This is a genomic window from Enterobacter sp. UPMP2052, assembly GCF_053709675.1.
In genome coordinates this window covers 1,547,920-1,564,255 of the sequence record NZ_JBSKJR010000001.1, presented here as the reverse complement: position 1 = coordinate 1,564,255, position 16,336 = coordinate 1,547,920, and the positions used below count along the sequence as shown (strand labels likewise).

Below are 16,336 nucleotides of genomic sequence, written 5' to 3'. Positions count from 1 at the left end.
TCATTCCTTATTAAGCGATTGTTATTATGCGGGCAGGTTGTTTTTGTCGTGTTAAAAAATGTAAATGCGAATACTGCCGATAATAAAACGCATTATCAACCTGAGAAAATTTGGGGGGTTAGATGAAAACGAGGAAGGAAGAAAACAGAAAGGGCGGATGGCCGCCCTTAAGATTACAGCTTGAGAAGTTCAGGCCACAGGCGCAGCGTGGTCTGGGTGATGCTTTGCAGTTTTTCCAGGCCAGCGCCTTCGCGGGCGCTAATCGACATGCCCTGCAGAATGCAGCTTAAGTATTGCGCCAGCGCCTGCGGGCGACAATGCGCGGGGATCTCGCCGCGCTGCTGGCGCTGGGCAAGGAACGTGCTCAGCGTCTCCTCCTGCATCGCATGGCGCGATTTCACCGTGTTGGCGATCTCTGTAGACGAGGCCGCGAGGGTGGCAGAGGTGTTGATCATAAAACACCCGGCAGGGGTCTCTTTGCTGGTGAAGCAGGTGGCGATGGCGGTGAAGTAATCCCGCAGCGCCTGCTCAACGGATTTTTCTTCGCAGAACAGCTGTGCTTCGTACTTCGCCGCAAAACGGGAGATGTATCGATCCAGAACCGCCCGGAACAGCCCCTCTTTATTCGTAAACTCCGCGTACAGCGTCGGCGCTTTGGCTCCGGTAGCTTCCACCAGGTCCGAAAGCGACGTTGCCTCGTACCCGTGCTGCCAGAAGAGCGTCATGGCCTTATCCAGCGCCGCATCCCTGTCGAACACTTTTGGTCGGCCACGGCTTTTCTTCGCACAACTCGTGACATCGGTTGTCATTGCCGTTGGTCCTCTGTTGGTTTGTTGAATGACCATTATAAAAATAAACCACAGCCGGGACCAGCGCTGTTTGCTTAAAAATAAATTAATCCTATCGATATGAATAATAACGGAATTTAAATTTATTTAATGGTCGTTATAAAAATGGGTTGACGTGTGACCTGGATCACATCTATCATTTACCTATCGATCGTTAAGTAAATAAATTACGACATCAATTCATCTGCCTAAAGGTATAAAAACATGAAAAACGTTAAAACCCTCATCGCTGCCGCTGTTCTGAGTTCACTCTCTTTCGCAAGCTTCGCCGCTGTTGAAGTGCAATCCACCCCTGCTGACCAGCAGAAAGTGGGCACCATCTCCGCGAATGCCGGGACTAACCTGGGTTCACTGGAAGATCAGCTGGCGCAAAAAGCGGATGAAATGGGTGCAAAATCTTTCCGCATCACCTCAGTGACCGGTCCTAACACCCTCCACGGTACTGCGGTCATCTACAAATAAGCCTGGCTAAACCCTCATTTATGCCACTGCTATAAAAAACGCCCTGCATATGCAGGGCGTTTTTCGTTGGGTCTTACATCGACTGTTGCGCAATATTGTGGTGCCGCGTGACGTCAGTCGGCATGCCTGAACGTACCTCCATGGCTCTCCCCATCACGGCCTCATCGGTGCTGGCATTCGTTTTAAAACTCACCATCGCAGCATTCAGATTGATGGGCAGGGTTTGCGGATCGTCACCTATGTTTTTCGATAACGGCTGATGGATTTCGACCAGCCGCACGCCGCCAGGCTCCTCAGAAACCTTAATCGGCGTATTAATGATATTCACTTTGGTGCCCGGCGTGATCTCGCTGTAAAGCGTCTTGATGTCGTCATCGCGAAGGCGAATACAGCCGGAGCTGACGCGCATCCCAATACCGAAATCCGCATTGGTTCCATGCAACAGATAGACACCGCCGTAGGCGGCGAGGCGGATCGCGTGATGTCCCATGGGGTTATCAGGCCCTGCCGGCACAACCGCCGGAAGCTCGATACCCTGCGCTTTGTAGCGGGCGCGAATATTGGCCGTTGGCGTCCACGTCGGGTTTGCCCGCTTATCGGAGACGGTGGTCACCATCGTTGGGGTGAGCGTGTCGCCGCCCAGCTGCCCAATGCCGATAGGATAGACGGTCACTTCGTTTTTACCCGGTGGATAATAGTAAAGCCGAAGCTCAGCTAGGTTGATCACGATCCCCTCGCGCGGCGCGTCCGGCAGCAGCGTCTGGAGCGGGATCGTCAGCACGCTGCCGGCACGAGGCACATAAGGATCTACACCTGGGTTGGCCTGAAGCAGCGCCAGGAACCCAACGTTATATTTTTTAGCAATCGCCTCAAGCGAACCGCCATTATTTTCCACGACGTGAAAACGATTTTCCCCGACAAGTTTGCTGCCAGGGGGCGGGAGAGGCCAGGTGTTTGCCCGGGCGGGTAACGCAATGGTTACCGTTGCTATCAGCGCAGACAACGTAATCCAGCGGATAAGACGCGAAGAGATCATCATCACTATAATCCATATAAATGATAAGGTTATTATTTTATAAGCTGTGAATCATAATTATGGTCAATGGGTGTGTCGGGAAGATCGGGCGAAGTGCAAAGAGTTTGTAAATTGTTGCTCCCGGCAGCGTTGCGCTACCGGGAGCCTGTGGTGCCGGTCAGGCGATGGCGTTCTCTTCAAGCTGACGCATGAAGTTACGGACCCACTCCATGCGGTTCTTACGCTCGGCCAGCTCCTGCGTAAAGCGCAGACGCGTCGGGCCATCCAGACGGAAGTGCTGAGGCTGTTTTTGCAGCAGGCCGATCAGCCACATCGGATCGACATGGTTTTTCTCGGCAAACTCAATCATCCCGCCTTTCTCATTGCCCTCCAGCTTGCGAATGCCCAGCTTTTGCGCCTGCTGACGCAGACGGGCGATGTCCAGCAGGTTGCGCGCGGCGTCCGGCAGCAGGCCAAAGCGGTCGATCAGCTCGACTTTGATCTCTTCCAGCTCGCCTTCATTTTTCGCGCTGGCAATACGCTTGTAGAATGACAGGCGGGTATTCACGTCTGGAATAAAATCATCCGGCAGCAGGGACGGCATCCGCAGCTCGACTTCGGTTTGCTGGCTGGTTAAATCTTCCAGCGACGGTTCCCGACCGGCCTTCAGCGCATCGACGGCGTTTTCCAGCAGCTCCATATACAGCGAGAAGCCGATGGTTTCCATCGAACCGCTCTGATCTTCGCCCAGCAGTTCGCCCGCCCCGCGGATCTCGAGGTCGTGCGTTGCCAGCGCGAACCCGGCGCCGAGATCTTCCAGCGAGGCGATGGCTTCCAGACGTTTTTGCGCGTCGGTGGTCATCGCCTTCGGATGCGGCGTCAGTAGCCATGCGTAGGCCTGATGGTGCGAACGACCTACGCGGCCACGTAACTGGTGAAGCTGCGCCAGGCCAAAGTGATCCGCCCGTTCAATGATGATGGTATTGGCGGTAGGAATGTCGATGCCGGTTTCAATAATGGTGGTACAGACCAGCACGTTAAAGCGCTGGTGGTGGAAATCGTTCATCACGCGTTCCAGCTCGCGCTCGCGCATCTGCCCGTGGCCGATGGCAATACGCGCCTCCGGCACCAGCTCCGCCAGCCTGTCGGCGGCTTTCTGAATATTTTCCACGTCGTTGTAGAGGTAATACACCTGGCCGCCGCGCAACACTTCGCGCAGGATCGCCTCGCGGACCACCAGATTATCGTACTCCCGCACGAAGGTTTTCACCGCCAGACGGCGCGCCGGAGGGGTGGCGATAATCGACAGATCGCGCATGCCGCTCATCGCCATATTCAGCGTACGCGGGATCGGCGTTGCGGTCAGGGTCAGAATATCGACGTCCGCGCGCATCGCTTTGATCCGCTCTTTGTGACGCACCCCGAAGCGGTGTTCTTCGTCGACGATCAGCAGGCCCAAATCTTTCCACTTCACGTCGCTTTGCAGCAGCTTGTGCGTGCCGATCAGAATGTCGATCTTGCCTTCGCTTGCCTGCTCCAGAATGCTCGTTTGCTCTTTGGCGCTGCGAAAACGCGACAGCATTTCGATGCGCACCGGCCAGTTGGCAAAGCGGTCGCGGAAGTTGTCGAAGTGCTGCTGGGCCAGAAGGGTGGTAGGGACCAGCACCGCCACCTGCTTGTTGTTCTCCACGGCGAGGAAGGCTGCGCGCATCGCCACTTCGGTTTTGCCGAAGCCCACGTCGCCGCAGACCAGCCGGTCCATCGCCAGCGGCTGGCACATATCGCTCAGCACGGCGTTAATGGCCTGAGCCTGATCCGGCGTGGTTTCGAACGGGAAGCTATCGCAGAACAGCTGATACTGCTCTTTGTCATGCTTAAAGGCATAGCCCTCTTTGGCCGCACGCTGGGCGTAGATATCCAGCAGTTCAGCCGCCACGTCGCGAACTTTTTCCGCCGCTTTCTGGCGCGCTCGTGCCCAGGCATCGCCGCCCAGCTTATGCAGCGGGGCGTTATCTTCCGCACCGCCCGCATAGCGGCTGATCAGATGCAGGGACGATACCGGCACGTACAGTTTGGCGTCGTTGGCATAGGTCAGCATCAGGTATTCACCTTTGATGCCGCCCGCCTCCAGCGTCGTCATCCCCTGATAGCGCCCGACACCGTGTTCAAGGTGAACAATCGGCTGACCCGGGTGCAGTTCCGCCAGGTTACGGATCAATGTGTCCGGGTTGATGGTACGGCGGCTGTCCTGGCGGCGGCGCGCAACGCGCTCCCCGAGCAGGTCGCTTTCGCAGATCAGGGCGCGGTTGTTAAGCGTATCAATAAACCCGTGCTCGGCCGCGCCGATCATCAGATAACGGCCATTGCCGGTGGCTTCATCGAGTCGCAAAATGCGCTTTGGTGCCACCTTAATGCGGCTCAGTAGTTCGCCCAGCGCCTCGCGACGGCCTTCGCTCTCAACCGAGAACACCACCGGGCCGGTAAAGGACTCGAGGAACTTACGCAGATTATCGAGCGGCGATTTCTGCTGCGCCTGCACGGCGAGATCCGGAAGCGTCTTAAACGCGAGGTTCGTGTTGGCCGCTTTTTTCGCAAGTGAATCGGTTTTGAGCTGCATCCGTGGCCAGCGTTTTAGCTCGGCATTCAGTTCATCGGTGCGTAGCCACAGCTTCTCGGGCGGCAGCAACGGGCGCATAGGATCCACGCCGCGGTTTTCGAAACGGGCGCGGGTCTCGCTTTCAAACCGGCTGGCGCTGGCATCAATATCGCCTGTATTCACGATCAGCGTGTTTTTCGGGAAGTAGCTGAACAGCGGCGGCAGCGGCTCGCTGAAGAACAGCGGCTGCCAGTATTCGATCCCGGCGGGCAGCGTGCCTTTACTGACCTGCTGATAAATATGTTCAGCGTCGCGCTTAACCTCGAACGTGTCTCGCCACTGGCTGCGGAACAACTCAATGGCGGTTTTATCCGTCGGGAATTCATGCGCCGGGAGCAGGTTAATCGCCTCAACTTCTTCCAGCGTGCGCTGGGTGTCGGCGTCGAACACGCGCAGGCTGTCGATTTCATCATCGAAAAAGTCCAGACGGTATGGCTGTTCGCTGCCCATGGGGTAGAGGTCAAGCAGCGCGCCGCGGGTGGCGTATTCCCCATGCTCCATGACCTGATCAACATGGCGATACCCGGCGTTGTCCAGCTGCGCGCGAAGGGCGTCGCGGGAGAGGCGCTGACCTTTTTTCATCATCAGGGCGTGGCCGTGAAGATAGCTGTGCGGGCAGACGCGCTGCATCAGCGTATTCACCGGCACAATCAGCACGCCGCGTTGCATGGTTGGAAGCTGATACAGCGTCGACAGGCGCGAAGAGATAATTTCCTGATGCGGCGAGAAGCTGTCATACGGCAGCGTTTCCCAGTCGGCCAGGCTAAACACCAGGCTGTCGGTGAACTGCCGGATTTCGTCATGCAGGCGCAGGGCATTTTGCATATCCGGCGCAACCAGGACTACCGGCCCCGGATGGCGCTCAGTGATTTCTGCCACCAGCGTGGCGCACGCCGCGCCCGTGAGTTCGCCCAGTTGGCGTTGGTCGCCCGCGTTGACAGGCAAGGAATAACGATCGTGTTCAGGCATGGCTTTGTCAGAGTCTCTTATGGATATACCAACAGTATTGGGGCATATCACTGATACGCAATGTCTTTATTATCCTCGATCGTTTTGCATAAGCAAATTGTAACCGCACGGGGTGCAAATTCGCCCCCGGAGAGGGGGCGAGAAGGGTATTAACGGGTGGCTGGCGCAGGGGAAAGCCGCGCGGGCGGGGAGAAGAACAGATCGCCAAAGAGCGCGGTGGAGAGCTTACGTACGCCCAGCCCCACCAGCGTGCAGGCGAGCAGGCTGGCAAAAGGATAGACCACAATCAGCGTCAGTTCGGCCCACACCGGCCAGTGACCCGCGTTCATCTCACCGATCAGAATCAGACTCAGTGCCTCGATCAAAATGCGGTGGGTGGTGTAAATCGCAATGGTGTTCGAGCCGACCACGTTGAGCAGGTTGTCGGGATGAACGGCATAGCGCTGTTCGACGCTGTAAAAGAGCTTCAGGATGACCAGGATCGACAGCAGCGAGAGGAACAGAGGGACGTTCGCAAACCACAGCACCACGGAAACCATGGCAAACGCCGCGATCGCCAGTCCGTAACGGCGCAACTCCAGGCCCTTCATCCACGCCATCAGCTGCGCGCCGTACCACGCGCCCAGGCTGTAGTAAATCATGTTGCGCACCACGCTGTTCATGCCCCACCACGGCAGCGGCAGGAAGTTAATCGCCACGCTTGCCAGGGCGAGCAGGGCCAGCACCGGAAGCTTCCAGCGGCTCAGCAATTTACACAGCGTGAAATAGACCACCAGAGCGTACAGATACCACAGGCTGGTGCTGGCGGTCAGCATGCCGTGCAGGAAGCCCGATATCGAATCGGCATAGGCGGCGTTTGACGAGGTAGCGAGTTCACGCTCCGGCGCCAGCCAGGCATTCAGGTGGCTCAGCGCCTGCCACTGCAGCACGCCCCACAGCGCCAGCACCCAGACAATGCTCCAGATGCGCTTGTCGAGGCTGGTGCGCCAGTCCACTTCATCGATATAGCGGCGAATGAGATACCCGGAAATAAAGAAAAACACCGGCATACGGAAGGGCGCGAGATAAAGATTAAAATAGACCCAGCATTTGGCGATAAGGCCAGACAACGGATGCTGAAGCCCGCTCAGGTGAGGATAAAAGGTGATGACCGAGTGATAGATCACCACCAGGCAGATGCACAGCCCCTTTATCTGGTTTATCCATAATGCTTTTTGTTTCATTGTTCGCGACTACCTTAATTGCCATAAACGAAGGCTCGATTGTGGTTAAGCGCTACCGGGATGTAATGGGTAAGAGTCTGTATCAGTACGTTTTTCGGAAAAGGTGGAGGAGGGCAGAAGGGCGTTCTACAACTAGCACTATGATTTATCTGAATTTTTCAGAAAAATGATTACCAAAGCTTACGGTTTCAGTCATTTACGCTTAGCGGATTCGCTTATATACTCGTGGGTCTGCTATCAGCAACCAGACGGATTTCATGTATCAACCTGTCGCACTTTTCATAGGCTTACGTTACATGCGTGGGCGCGCCGCGGACCGCTTCGGTCGCTTTGTCTCCTGGCTTTCGACTATTGGCATTACGCTTGGCGTGATGGCACTGGTGACGGTGCTTTCCGTCATGAACGGCTTCGAGCGCGAGCTGCAAAACAACATCCTGGGGCTGATGCCGCAGGCCGTTCTCTCGTCGACCAACGGCTCCGTTAACCCCCAGCAGCTGCCGGAAAGCGCGGCGATGCTGCAGGGTGTGACGCGCGTTGCGCCTTTAACCACCGGTGACGTGGTGCTGCAAAGCGCCCGCAGCGTGGCGGTAGGCGTAATGCTGGGGATTGACCCGGCACAAAAAGACCCGCTCACCCCTTACCTGGTTAACGTCAAACAGACCGATCTCGAAGCCGGTAAGTACAACATTATCCTCGGCGAGCAGCTTGCCGGGCAGCTTGGCGTCAACCGCGGCGACCAGCTGCGCGTGATGGTGCCTTCTGCCAGCCAGTTTACGCCGATGGGGCGCCTGCCGAGCCAGCGTCTGTTTAACGTTATCGGGACCTTTGCCGCCAACAGCGAAGTGGATGGTTACCAGATGCTGGTGAACATCCAGGATGCCTCGCGCCTGATGCGCTACCCGGCGGGCAATATCACCGGCTGGCGCTTGTGGCTCGATGCGCCGCTGCAGGTGGATACCCTCAGCCAGCAAACGCTGCCTGAAGGGACGAAGTGGCAGGACTGGCGCGACCGTAAAGGCGAGCTATTCCAGGCCGTGCGCATGGAAAAGAACATGATGGGGCTGCTGCTGAGCCTGATCGTCGCCGTGGCGGCGTTTAACATCATCACCTCGCTGGGTCTGATGGTGATGGAGAAACAGGGCGAAGTCGCGATTCTGCAAACCCAGGGGCTTACCCCACGCCAGATTATGGCGGTGTTTATGGTGCAAGGAGCCAGCGCCGGCATTATCGGGGCGCTGCTGGGTGCCGTGCTGGGGGCACTCCTTGCCAGCCAGCTGAATAATTTAATGCCGATTCTTGGCGCACTGCTTGATGGCGCGGCGTTGCCGGTGGCTATCGAGCCGCTGCAGGTGGTTGGCATTGCGCTGGCCGCGATGGCCATTGCGCTGCTCTCTACGCTTTATCCTTCCTGGCGCGCTGCCGCCACTCAACCCGCTGAGGCTTTACGTTATGAATAAGATCCTGTTGCAATGCGACAACCTGTCCAAACGCTATCAGGAAGGCACTGTGCAGACCGACGTGCTGCACAATGTGAGCTTCAGCGTGGGCGAAGGCGAAATGATGGCGATTGTCGGCAGCTCCGGCTCCGGTAAAAGTACCTTGCTGCATCTGCTGGGCGGGCTGGATACCCCAACCGAGGGGGATGTGATTTTTTCAGGCCAGCCGCTGAGCAAAATGTCCTCTACCGCGAAAGCGGAGCTGCGCAACCGTGAGCTGGGCTTTATCTACCAGTTCCACCACCTGCTGCCGGATTTCACGGCGCTGGAAAATGTGGCAATGCCGCTGCTGATTGGCAAAAAGAAAGCGGCAGAAATCAACGCGCGTGCCAGCGATATGCTGAACGCGGTAGGGCTGGGGCACCGTGGTAATCACCGGCCGTCCGAGCTTTCCGGCGGTGAGCGCCAGCGTGTGGCGATTGCCCGCGCGCTGGTCAATAACCCGCGTCTGGTGCTGGCGGATGAACCGACGGGCAACCTCGATGCGCGTAATGCAGACAGCATCTTCCAGCTCCTGGGCGAACTCAACGCTTCGCAGGGGACCGCGTTTCTGGTGGTCACGCACGATTTGCAGCTGGCGAAGCGGATGGGCCGTCAGCTTGAAATGCGCGACGGTCATCTGAACGCTGAACTGACCCTGATGGGAGCGGAGTAATGGCTTCACCGTTATCCTTACTGATCGGTTTACGCTTTAGCCGCGGTCGTCGTCGCGGCGGCATGGTATCGCTGATTTCCGTGATTTCTACCGTGGGCATCGCGCTGGGCGTGGCGGTGCTTATCGTCGGCCTCAGCGCGATGAACGGCTTTGAGCGCGAGCTGAATAACCGCATTTTGGCCGTGGTCCCGCACGGCGAGATCGAGCCGGTTAACCAGCCCTGGAACAACTGGAGCGATGCGCTCGCCAGAATGGAAAAAGTGCCGGGCGTTGCAGCGGCGGCCCCTTACATCAACTTCACCGGGCTGGTGGAGAGCGGAGTTAACCTGCGCGCCATTCAGGTGAAGGGCGTTAACCCGGCGCAGGAAGCGCGGTTGAGCGCGCTGCCCAACTATGTCCAGAACGGCGCGTGGTCCAGTTTCAGGGCAGGTGAACAGCAGATTATCATCGGTAAAGGCGTCGCCGATGCGCTTAAGGTGAAGCAGGGCGACTGGATCTCCATCATGATCCCCAACGCCAGCGCGGACCATAAGCTGCAACAGCCTAAACGTATCCGTCTGCATGTGACCGGCATTCTCCAGCTCAGCGGTCAGCTGGACCACAGCTTTGCCATGGTGCCGATGGACGATGCCCGCCAGTATCTGGACATGGGCGACAGCGTGACGGGGATCGCCATTAAGGTGAACGACGTCTTTAACGCCAATAAACTGGTACGGGATGCCGGCGAAGTCACCAATAACTATGTCTATATCAAAAGCTGGATAGGCACTTACGGGTATATGTACCGTGATATCCAGATGATCCGCGCCATTATGTATCTGGCGATGGTGCTGGTGATCGGTGTGGCGTGCTTTAACATCGTCTCGACGCTGGTGATGGCAGTTAAAGACAAGAGCGGCGACATTGCCGTGCTGCGAACGCTCGGGGCAAAAGACGGTCTTATTCGCGCCATCTTTGTCTGGTACGGTTTAATGGCAGGGCTGTTTGGTAGCCTGTGCGGTGTGGCGATCGGGGTGGTGGTTTCTCTGCAACTGACGCCAATCATCAACGGCATTGAAAAGCTTATTGGTCACCAGTTCCTGTCGGGTGATATCTATTTTATTGACTTCCTGCCGTCTGAATTGCACTGGCTGGACGTTATTTATGTGCTGGTTACAGCACTTTTACTGAGTCTGCTGGCAAGCTGGTATCCGGCGCGTCGCGCTAGCCGAATTGATCCGGCGAGGGTATTAAGTGGCCAGTAATTACGTCATGGTCTGGTGAGCTTTGCCGCCAGATCAAAAGAGGAATGCGTTATGTATTATGGATTTGATATTGGCGGCACTAAAATTGCGCTGGGCGTGTTTGATAAAGACCTCAAGCTACAGTGGGAAACCCGTGTTCCCACCCCGCGCGAAAGCTACGACGACTTTTTAACGGCCATTGCCGCGCTGGTGGCGCAGGCGGATACCCGCTTTGGCGTCAAAGGCAGCGTCGGTATTGGTATCCCGGGGATGCCCGAAACGGACGACGGTACGCTGTATGCCGCCAACGTCCCCGCCGCCAGCGGCAGAACGCTGCGCGCCGATCTCTCTGCTCTCCTTGAACGCGACGTGCGTTTAGACAATGATGCCAACTGTTTTGCCCTCTCCGAAGCCTGGGATGACGAGTTTCGCCGTTACCCACTGGTGATGGGGCTGATCCTCGGCACGGGCGTTGGCGGGGGGATCATCATCAATGGCAAACCCATAACCGGGCGCAGCTACATCACCGGCGAATTTGGGCATATCCGCCTGCCGGTGGATGCGCTAGACGTTGTGGGGCGTGATTTTCCGCTCACGCGCTGCGGCTGCGGCCAGCATGGCTGCATTGAGAACTATCTCTCGGGCCGCGGGTTTGCATGGCTGTATGAACACTTCTATCATCAGAAACTTGAAGCCCCCCAGATCATAACCTTGTGGGAGCAGGGTGATGCGCAGGCGCGGGAGCACGTCGAGCGCTACCTCGACCTGCTGGCGGTGTGTCTTGGCAATATCCTGACCATTGTCGATCCGGATCTGCTGGTGATTGGGGGAGGGCTGTCAAACTTTACCGCGATTACGGAACAGTTGTCCGGGCGACTGCCCCGACATTTATTGCCGGTCGCCCGCGTGCCGCGCATCGAGCGCGCGCGGCACGGGGACGCAGGAGGCATGCGCGGAGCCGCATTCCTTCATCTCACCGATTAGTTTATGAGGTTACTATGCTGTCGCGTCGCTTAGGTCGACTCAGCCGTTTTCGCAAAAATAAACGCCGCTTACGTGAACGCTTGCGCCAGCGGATCTTTTTCAGAGACAGGATGATGCCAGAAGCGATGGATAAACCCAGAGTGGTGGTGCTGACCGGGGCGGGGATCTCCGCCGAATCCGGGATCCGAACCTTCCGCGCGGCGGACGGGCTGTGGGAAGAGCACCGTGTAGAAGATGTGGCGACGCCGGAAGGCTTCGCCCGCGATCCGGAATTAGTGCAGGCATTTTACAATGCCCGCCGCCGCCAGCTTCAGCAGCCGGAAATTGTACCGAACGCGGCGCATGTTGCACTGGCGAAGCTGGAAGAGGCGCTGGGCGATCGTTTTCTGCTGGTGACGCAGAATATCGATAACCTGCACGAACGCGCCGGTAACAAGAACATCATTCACATGCACGGTGAATTACTCAAGGTGCGCTGCGCCTGGAGCGGCCAGGTGCTGGACTGGAAAGAGGACGTGCTGGACGATGACAAATGTCACTGCTGCCAGTTCCCGGCGCGACTGCGTCCGCATGTGGTCTGGTTCGGTGAAATGCCGCTGGGGATGGATGAGATCTACAGCGCGCTGGCGATGGCGGACGTGTTTATCGCCATCGGCACCTCCGGGCATGTTTATCCGGCAGCCGGATTTGTTCACGAAGCCCGGTTGCAGGGCGCGCATACGGTAGAACTGAATCTTGAACCCAGCCAGGTTGGCAGTGAGTTTGAGGAGAAGCACTACGGCCTTGCGAGTGAAGTAGTACCGGCGTTTGTAGACAAGCTACTCAAAGGGTTATAACAAAACGGGCAACCTTGCGTTGCCCGTTTTTGTTTGATTATCGACCCGCTTTCAGCTTCTGATAATACTCTTCGTAAAGGCGGCTCGCGTCGCCCACATCGTTCTGCCACTCCCCTTTGCTGATGGTGTCGGCATCCGGATAAAGTGATTTGTCATTCGCGACTTCCGGCTTCAGCAGCTTGCGTGCGGCCAGGTTTGGCGTTGGATAGCCAATGGTCTCAGCAACCTGTTTCGCCACGTCCGGGCGCAGCAGGAAGTTAATGAGCTTCAGGGCACCCTCAACGTTTTTCGAATTTGACGGTATCGCCAGACTGTCCATCCAGAAGATCCCACCCTCTTCAGGCCAGACCACCTCCAGTGGCGTACCGGCCTGACGCGCGACGTACGCTGAGCCGTTCCAGACCATCCCCAGATTCACTTCGCCTTCCATATACGGGTTAGCCGGGTTATCAGAGTTAAACGCCGCGACGTTAGGCATCAGTTTTTTCAGCTCATTGTAGGCGGCTTCAATCTCTTTCGGGTCGGTGGTGTTGCCGGAGTAGCCGAGTTTGCGCAGGGCAACCTGGAACACTTCGCGCGCGTCATCGGTCAGCAGCAGGCTGCTCTTGTATTCCGGTTTCCACAGATCCGCCCAGCGGGTCACGCTTTTAGGATCAAGCTCATCGCTGTTCACCCCGATGGCCGTTGCACCCCAGATGTAAGGGATCGAGTAATCGTTGTTCGGGTCAAACGGCTTGTTAAGCATCTGCGGATCGAGGTTTGAAAAATTGCTTAGCTTCGTTTTGTCGATCTTCTGGATCATGCCCTCTTTGCGCATCTTATCGACGAAATAGGTCGAAGGAACCACCAGATCGTACGCACCCTCTTTATACGTTTTGAGCTTGGCGTACATGGTTTCGTTCGACTCATAGGTCGAGTAGATCACCTTGATGCCGGTCTCTTTAGTGAACTGCTCCAGCAGGCCTGGCGGCACATACTCGGTCCAGTTGTAGAAATAGAGCGTTTTGCTGTCATCAGCGTGCGCCGCACCCATTCCGAGCACCAGCGCCGCAGCGGCGAGCATTTTTTTCATTTCATTGTCCCCTGAGATTTTGTTTTATCACGCGCAATAAGCTGGCTGGCAATCACCAGGACCAGCGAGAGCACCAGCAGGATAGTCGCCAGCGCGTTCACCTCCGGTGAAACACCGACTTTCACCATTGAATAGATCTTCAACGGCAATATTTCATAGCTCGGCCCCGTCACGAAGGAGGAGACCACCACGTCGTCCATCGACAGGGTAAAGCTGAGCAGCCACCCGGCCGCAACGGCAGGCATCGCCAGCGGCAGGATGATTTTACGCAGGATTGTCATCTCGCTGGCACCCAGGTCTTTAGCCGCCTCCAGCATGCGCACGTCGAAGCCTTTCAGGCGCGCAAAGACGGTCACTACCACAAACGGCAGGCAGAAGGTGATGTGCGAGAACAGCAAAGACCAGAAGCCCAGCTGCACGCCCAACAGCATAAACAGCACCAGCAGCGAAATCGCCATGACGATGTCCGGCGACATCATCACCACAAACAGCATGCCGCTGACGAACGGCTTGCCGCGAAAACGGTAGCGATAAAGCGCCACGGCGGTGAGTGAGCCAATCAGCGTTGAGAAGGTGGCGGAAAAAATCGCCATCGTCAGCGAGTGCTGGGCGGCCTGTAACAGGCTGTCATTGTTCAACAGCAGGCTGTACCAGTTGGTGGTAAACCCCTTCCAGCCGATCCCGAAGCGCGAGCTGTTAAACGAATTCACGATCAAAATAATAATCGGAATATAGAGATAAGCATAAATGGCGGTCATAAACCCGCCGCGAAGCAGTCGACCGATCATTCCAGCTCCACCCTTTTATTCAGCATACGCGACGCGCGCCAGTAGACCAGCAGCATCAGGCCCATCACCACCGTCAGCGTAATACTCGTTGCAGAGCCAAACGGCCAGTCGCGGATATTAAGGAACTGGCTCTTAATCACGTTACCAATCAGCAGGTTTTTTGCCCCGCCCATCAGGTCAGAGACGAAGAACAGGCCCATCGCGGGCAGCATCACCAGCAGGCAGCCGGCGACAATGCCCGGCATGGTCAGCGGAATGATGATGCGGATAAAGGTCTGCAGCTTACCGGCACCAAGATCTTTCGCCGCTTCCAGCAGAGGCTTATCCAGCTTTTCAATGCTTGAGTAGAGCGGCATCACCATAAACGGCAGCAGGATGTAGACTAGGCCGATGATGACCGCGCCCGGCGTATACATGATGCGGACAGGGGTATCGATCACCCCCAGCCACAGCAGGAACTCGTTGAGATAGCCTTTGGTGCTGAGGAAAATTTTCAGCCCGTAAATGCGGATCAACGAGTTCGTCCAGAACGTAACAATCAGTAAAAACAGCAGCAGAGGCCGCACCTTTTGCGGCAGCCGGGCCAGGAACCAGGCGAACGGGTAGCCCAGCACCAGACAGGCAACGGTGGCGATCAGCGCCATGTTGAGCGAGTGAAGGAGCACGTCAAAATAGAGCGGATCGAGCAGACGCGCGTAGTTATCCAGCGTAAAGACCAGCGTGACGAAGTGAGTATCGTCGCGGGTCAGGAAGCTGGTGGCGATAATCATCAGGTTGGGTAAAAAGACGAACAGCACAAGCCAACCGACGATCGTGGCAATCACCACCTTCTGGAATTTACTTGTGTTGTTCATCAGCCAGTACAACCTCCCAGCTTTCTACCCAGTTGATGACCATTTTCTGATCGAGGGAGTGGTCAAAGTCAGGATCGTCCTCGTTAAAGAACTCGCTGACCATCACCATCTTGCCGTTTTCCAGCTCCACCACGGATTCGAGCGTCATTCCTTTATAGTTGCGCTCGCGGATATAGCCAATTAAGCCTTCCGCCTCGGTGTTGTCGTGGATCTCATCGACACGCAGGTCTTCAGGGCGCAGCAGGACGTTGAGCTTTTGACCCCGCTCGACGGGGAAATTCACGGTGATATTGCACTCGCGGCCTTCCACGCTGGCGCGCACCCGCTGGTCGTCGAGACGTTCAATGACGGTTGCATCAAAGATATTGATTTCACCAATAAAGCTGGCGACAAACAGGTTTTTCGGCTCTTCGTAGATCTCGCGCGGGGTACCGTCCTGCTCAATTTTGCCTGCGCGCATCACCACGATACGGTCGGACATGGTCAGCGCCTCTTCCTGATCGTGAGTGACAAAAACGAAGGTAATGCCGAGCTTTCGCTGCAGGGCTTTCAGCTCGTTCTGCATCTGCTTACGCAGCTTGTAATCCAGCGCGGACAGAGATTCATCCAGCAGAAGCAGGCGCGGTTTATTGACCACCGCCCGGGCAATGGCAACGCGCTGCTGCTGGCCGCCGGAGAGCTGGTGGGGTTTACGCTGGGCAAACTCTTCCAGCTGAACCATTTTCAGGGCCTCGTTGACGCGAGGAGGGATTTCGCCAGCGGGCGTTTTTTGCATCCGCAGGCCAAACGCCACGTTTTCGAACACGGTCATATGCGGGAATAACGCATAGCTCTGAAAGACGGTATTAACGTGACGATCTTCGGCAGGAACCTCGGTGATATCCTGGTTCTCAAGGTGAATATGGCCGCTATCGACGCTTTCCAGCCCGGCGATAAGGCGCAGGACGGTGGTTTTGCCACAGCCAGAAGGGCCGAGCAGCGTGAGAAACTCACCGTCTTTGATGGTCAGATTGAGATCGGAAATGACATCTTTACCATCGAAACTTTTACGAATTCGTTCCAGCTTCACCAGCGGTGAAAGGGAACGGGGTTGTGTTTTCAATTTTTGCGCTGTCCCATATAGACGCTTCAGGCAGCAGACCGAAGCGGGGTTTGTGTGTAACCACCTTGGTGACTCGTAATGAGGGCGGACATTCTACGGCAAACCCATTGAATCGCCAATCCTTCTCACTGATCCATAAGCTACATTTATTAA

At 56.5% G+C, this 16,336-nt stretch carries 14 protein-coding genes; 6 read left to right on the top strand and 8 right to left on the bottom strand.

Annotated features, from left to right (window positions below; translation table 11 throughout):
* Positions 1-173 precede the first annotated feature (173 nt).
* On the bottom strand, positions 174-809 hold the full coding sequence (gene comR, locus ACWKX3_RS07300) for a TetR family copper-responsive transcriptional repressor ComR (RefSeq protein WP_042319562.1): 636 nt from the start codon (positions 807-809) through the stop codon (positions 174-176).
* Between the two features lie 243 nt (positions 810-1,052).
* On the opposite strand from comR, the gene bhsA reads away from it, so the two are divergent.
* Positions 1,053-1,310 (top strand): multiple stress resistance protein BhsA, encoded by a 258-nt coding sequence (gene bhsA / locus ACWKX3_RS07295; RefSeq protein ID WP_006174713.1) that lies wholly within the window; start codon positions 1,053-1,055, stop codon positions 1,308-1,310.
* Between the two features lie 73 nt (positions 1,311-1,383).
* Here the strand turns inward: bhsA and ldtC are convergent, their stop codons facing one another.
* The 3 genes from ldtC to ACWKX3_RS07280 all read right to left on the bottom strand — a co-directional run bounded on the left by ldtC (position 1,384) and on the right by ACWKX3_RS07280 (position 7,173).
* Complete coding sequence (gene ldtC / locus ACWKX3_RS07290; protein WP_454541531.1) at positions 1,384-2,349, bottom strand: L,D-transpeptidase LdtC; 966 nt, start codon at positions 2,347-2,349, stop codon at positions 1,384-1,386.
* A gap of 154 nt (positions 2,350-2,503) precedes the next feature.
* Entirely contained in the window at positions 2,504-5,950 is a 3,447-nt protein-coding gene (mfd, locus tag ACWKX3_RS07285) for a transcription-repair coupling factor (RefSeq protein WP_454541530.1), read from the bottom strand.
* A gap of 149 nt (positions 5,951-6,099) precedes the next feature.
* Complete coding sequence (locus ACWKX3_RS07280; protein WP_454541529.1) at positions 6,100-7,173, bottom strand: acyltransferase family protein; 1,074 nt, start codon at positions 7,171-7,173, stop codon at positions 6,100-6,102.
* Between the two features lie 257 nt (positions 7,174-7,430).
* On the opposite strand from ACWKX3_RS07280, the gene lolC reads away from it, so the two are divergent.
* From lolC to cobB, 5 genes are read left to right on the top strand one after another with little or no spacing between them, the layout of a single operon-like run.
* Complete coding sequence (lolC, locus tag ACWKX3_RS07275; RefSeq protein ID WP_236345612.1) at positions 7,431-8,630, top strand: lipoprotein-releasing ABC transporter permease subunit LolC; 1,200 nt, start codon at positions 7,431-7,433, stop codon at positions 8,628-8,630.
* The gene (gene lolD, locus ACWKX3_RS07270; protein WP_058609129.1) at positions 8,623-9,324 is read left to right on the top strand and encodes a lipoprotein-releasing ABC transporter ATP-binding protein LolD; all 702 of its coding nucleotides are present in this window, start codon (positions 8,623-8,625) and stop codon (positions 9,322-9,324) included. Before lolC ends, lolD begins: the two co-directional genes overlap by 8 nt.
* Positions 9,324-10,568, top strand: a complete 1,245-nt coding sequence (gene lolE, locus ACWKX3_RS07265) for a lipoprotein-releasing ABC transporter permease subunit LolE (RefSeq protein ID WP_088207492.1) — start codon at positions 9,324-9,326, stop codon at positions 10,566-10,568. The genes lolD and lolE overlap by 1 nt, the downstream gene beginning before the upstream one ends.
* Positions 10,569-10,619: 51 nt before the next feature.
* Positions 10,620-11,531: an N-acetylglucosamine kinase gene (nagK, locus tag ACWKX3_RS07260; protein WP_006174730.1), complete on the top strand. Its 912-nt coding sequence runs from the start codon at positions 10,620-10,622 to the stop codon at positions 11,529-11,531.
* A gap of 14 nt (positions 11,532-11,545) precedes the next feature.
* Positions 11,546-12,367: a Sir2 family NAD+-dependent deacetylase gene (gene cobB, locus ACWKX3_RS07255; protein ID WP_042319571.1), complete on the top strand. Its 822-nt coding sequence runs from the start codon at positions 11,546-11,548 to the stop codon at positions 12,365-12,367.
* Between the two features lie 37 nt (positions 12,368-12,404).
* Here the strand turns inward: cobB and potD are convergent, their stop codons facing one another.
* Genes potD through potA form a run of 4 tightly spaced genes read right to left on the bottom strand, consistent with a single transcriptional unit; the run spans position 12,405 to position 16,213 of the window.
* On the bottom strand, positions 12,405-13,439 hold the full coding sequence (potD, locus tag ACWKX3_RS07250) for a spermidine/putrescine ABC transporter substrate-binding protein PotD (protein WP_058609126.1): 1,035 nt from the start codon (positions 13,437-13,439) through the stop codon (positions 12,405-12,407).
* Positions 13,436-14,227 (bottom strand): spermidine/putrescine ABC transporter permease PotC, encoded by a 792-nt coding sequence (gene potC / locus ACWKX3_RS07245; protein WP_006174735.1) that lies wholly within the window; start codon positions 14,225-14,227, stop codon positions 13,436-13,438. The genes potD and potC overlap by 4 nt, the downstream gene beginning before the upstream one ends.
* Entirely contained in the window at positions 14,224-15,081 is an 858-nt protein-coding gene (gene potB, locus ACWKX3_RS07240; protein WP_454541528.1) for a spermidine/putrescine ABC transporter permease PotB, read from the bottom strand. Before potB ends, potC begins: the two co-directional genes overlap by 4 nt.
* Complete coding sequence (gene potA / locus ACWKX3_RS07235; RefSeq protein ID WP_199559881.1) at positions 15,065-16,213, bottom strand: spermidine/putrescine ABC transporter ATP-binding protein PotA; 1,149 nt, start codon at positions 16,211-16,213, stop codon at positions 15,065-15,067. The genes potB and potA overlap by 17 nt, the downstream gene beginning before the upstream one ends.
* Positions 16,214-16,336: the final 123 nt, after the last annotated feature.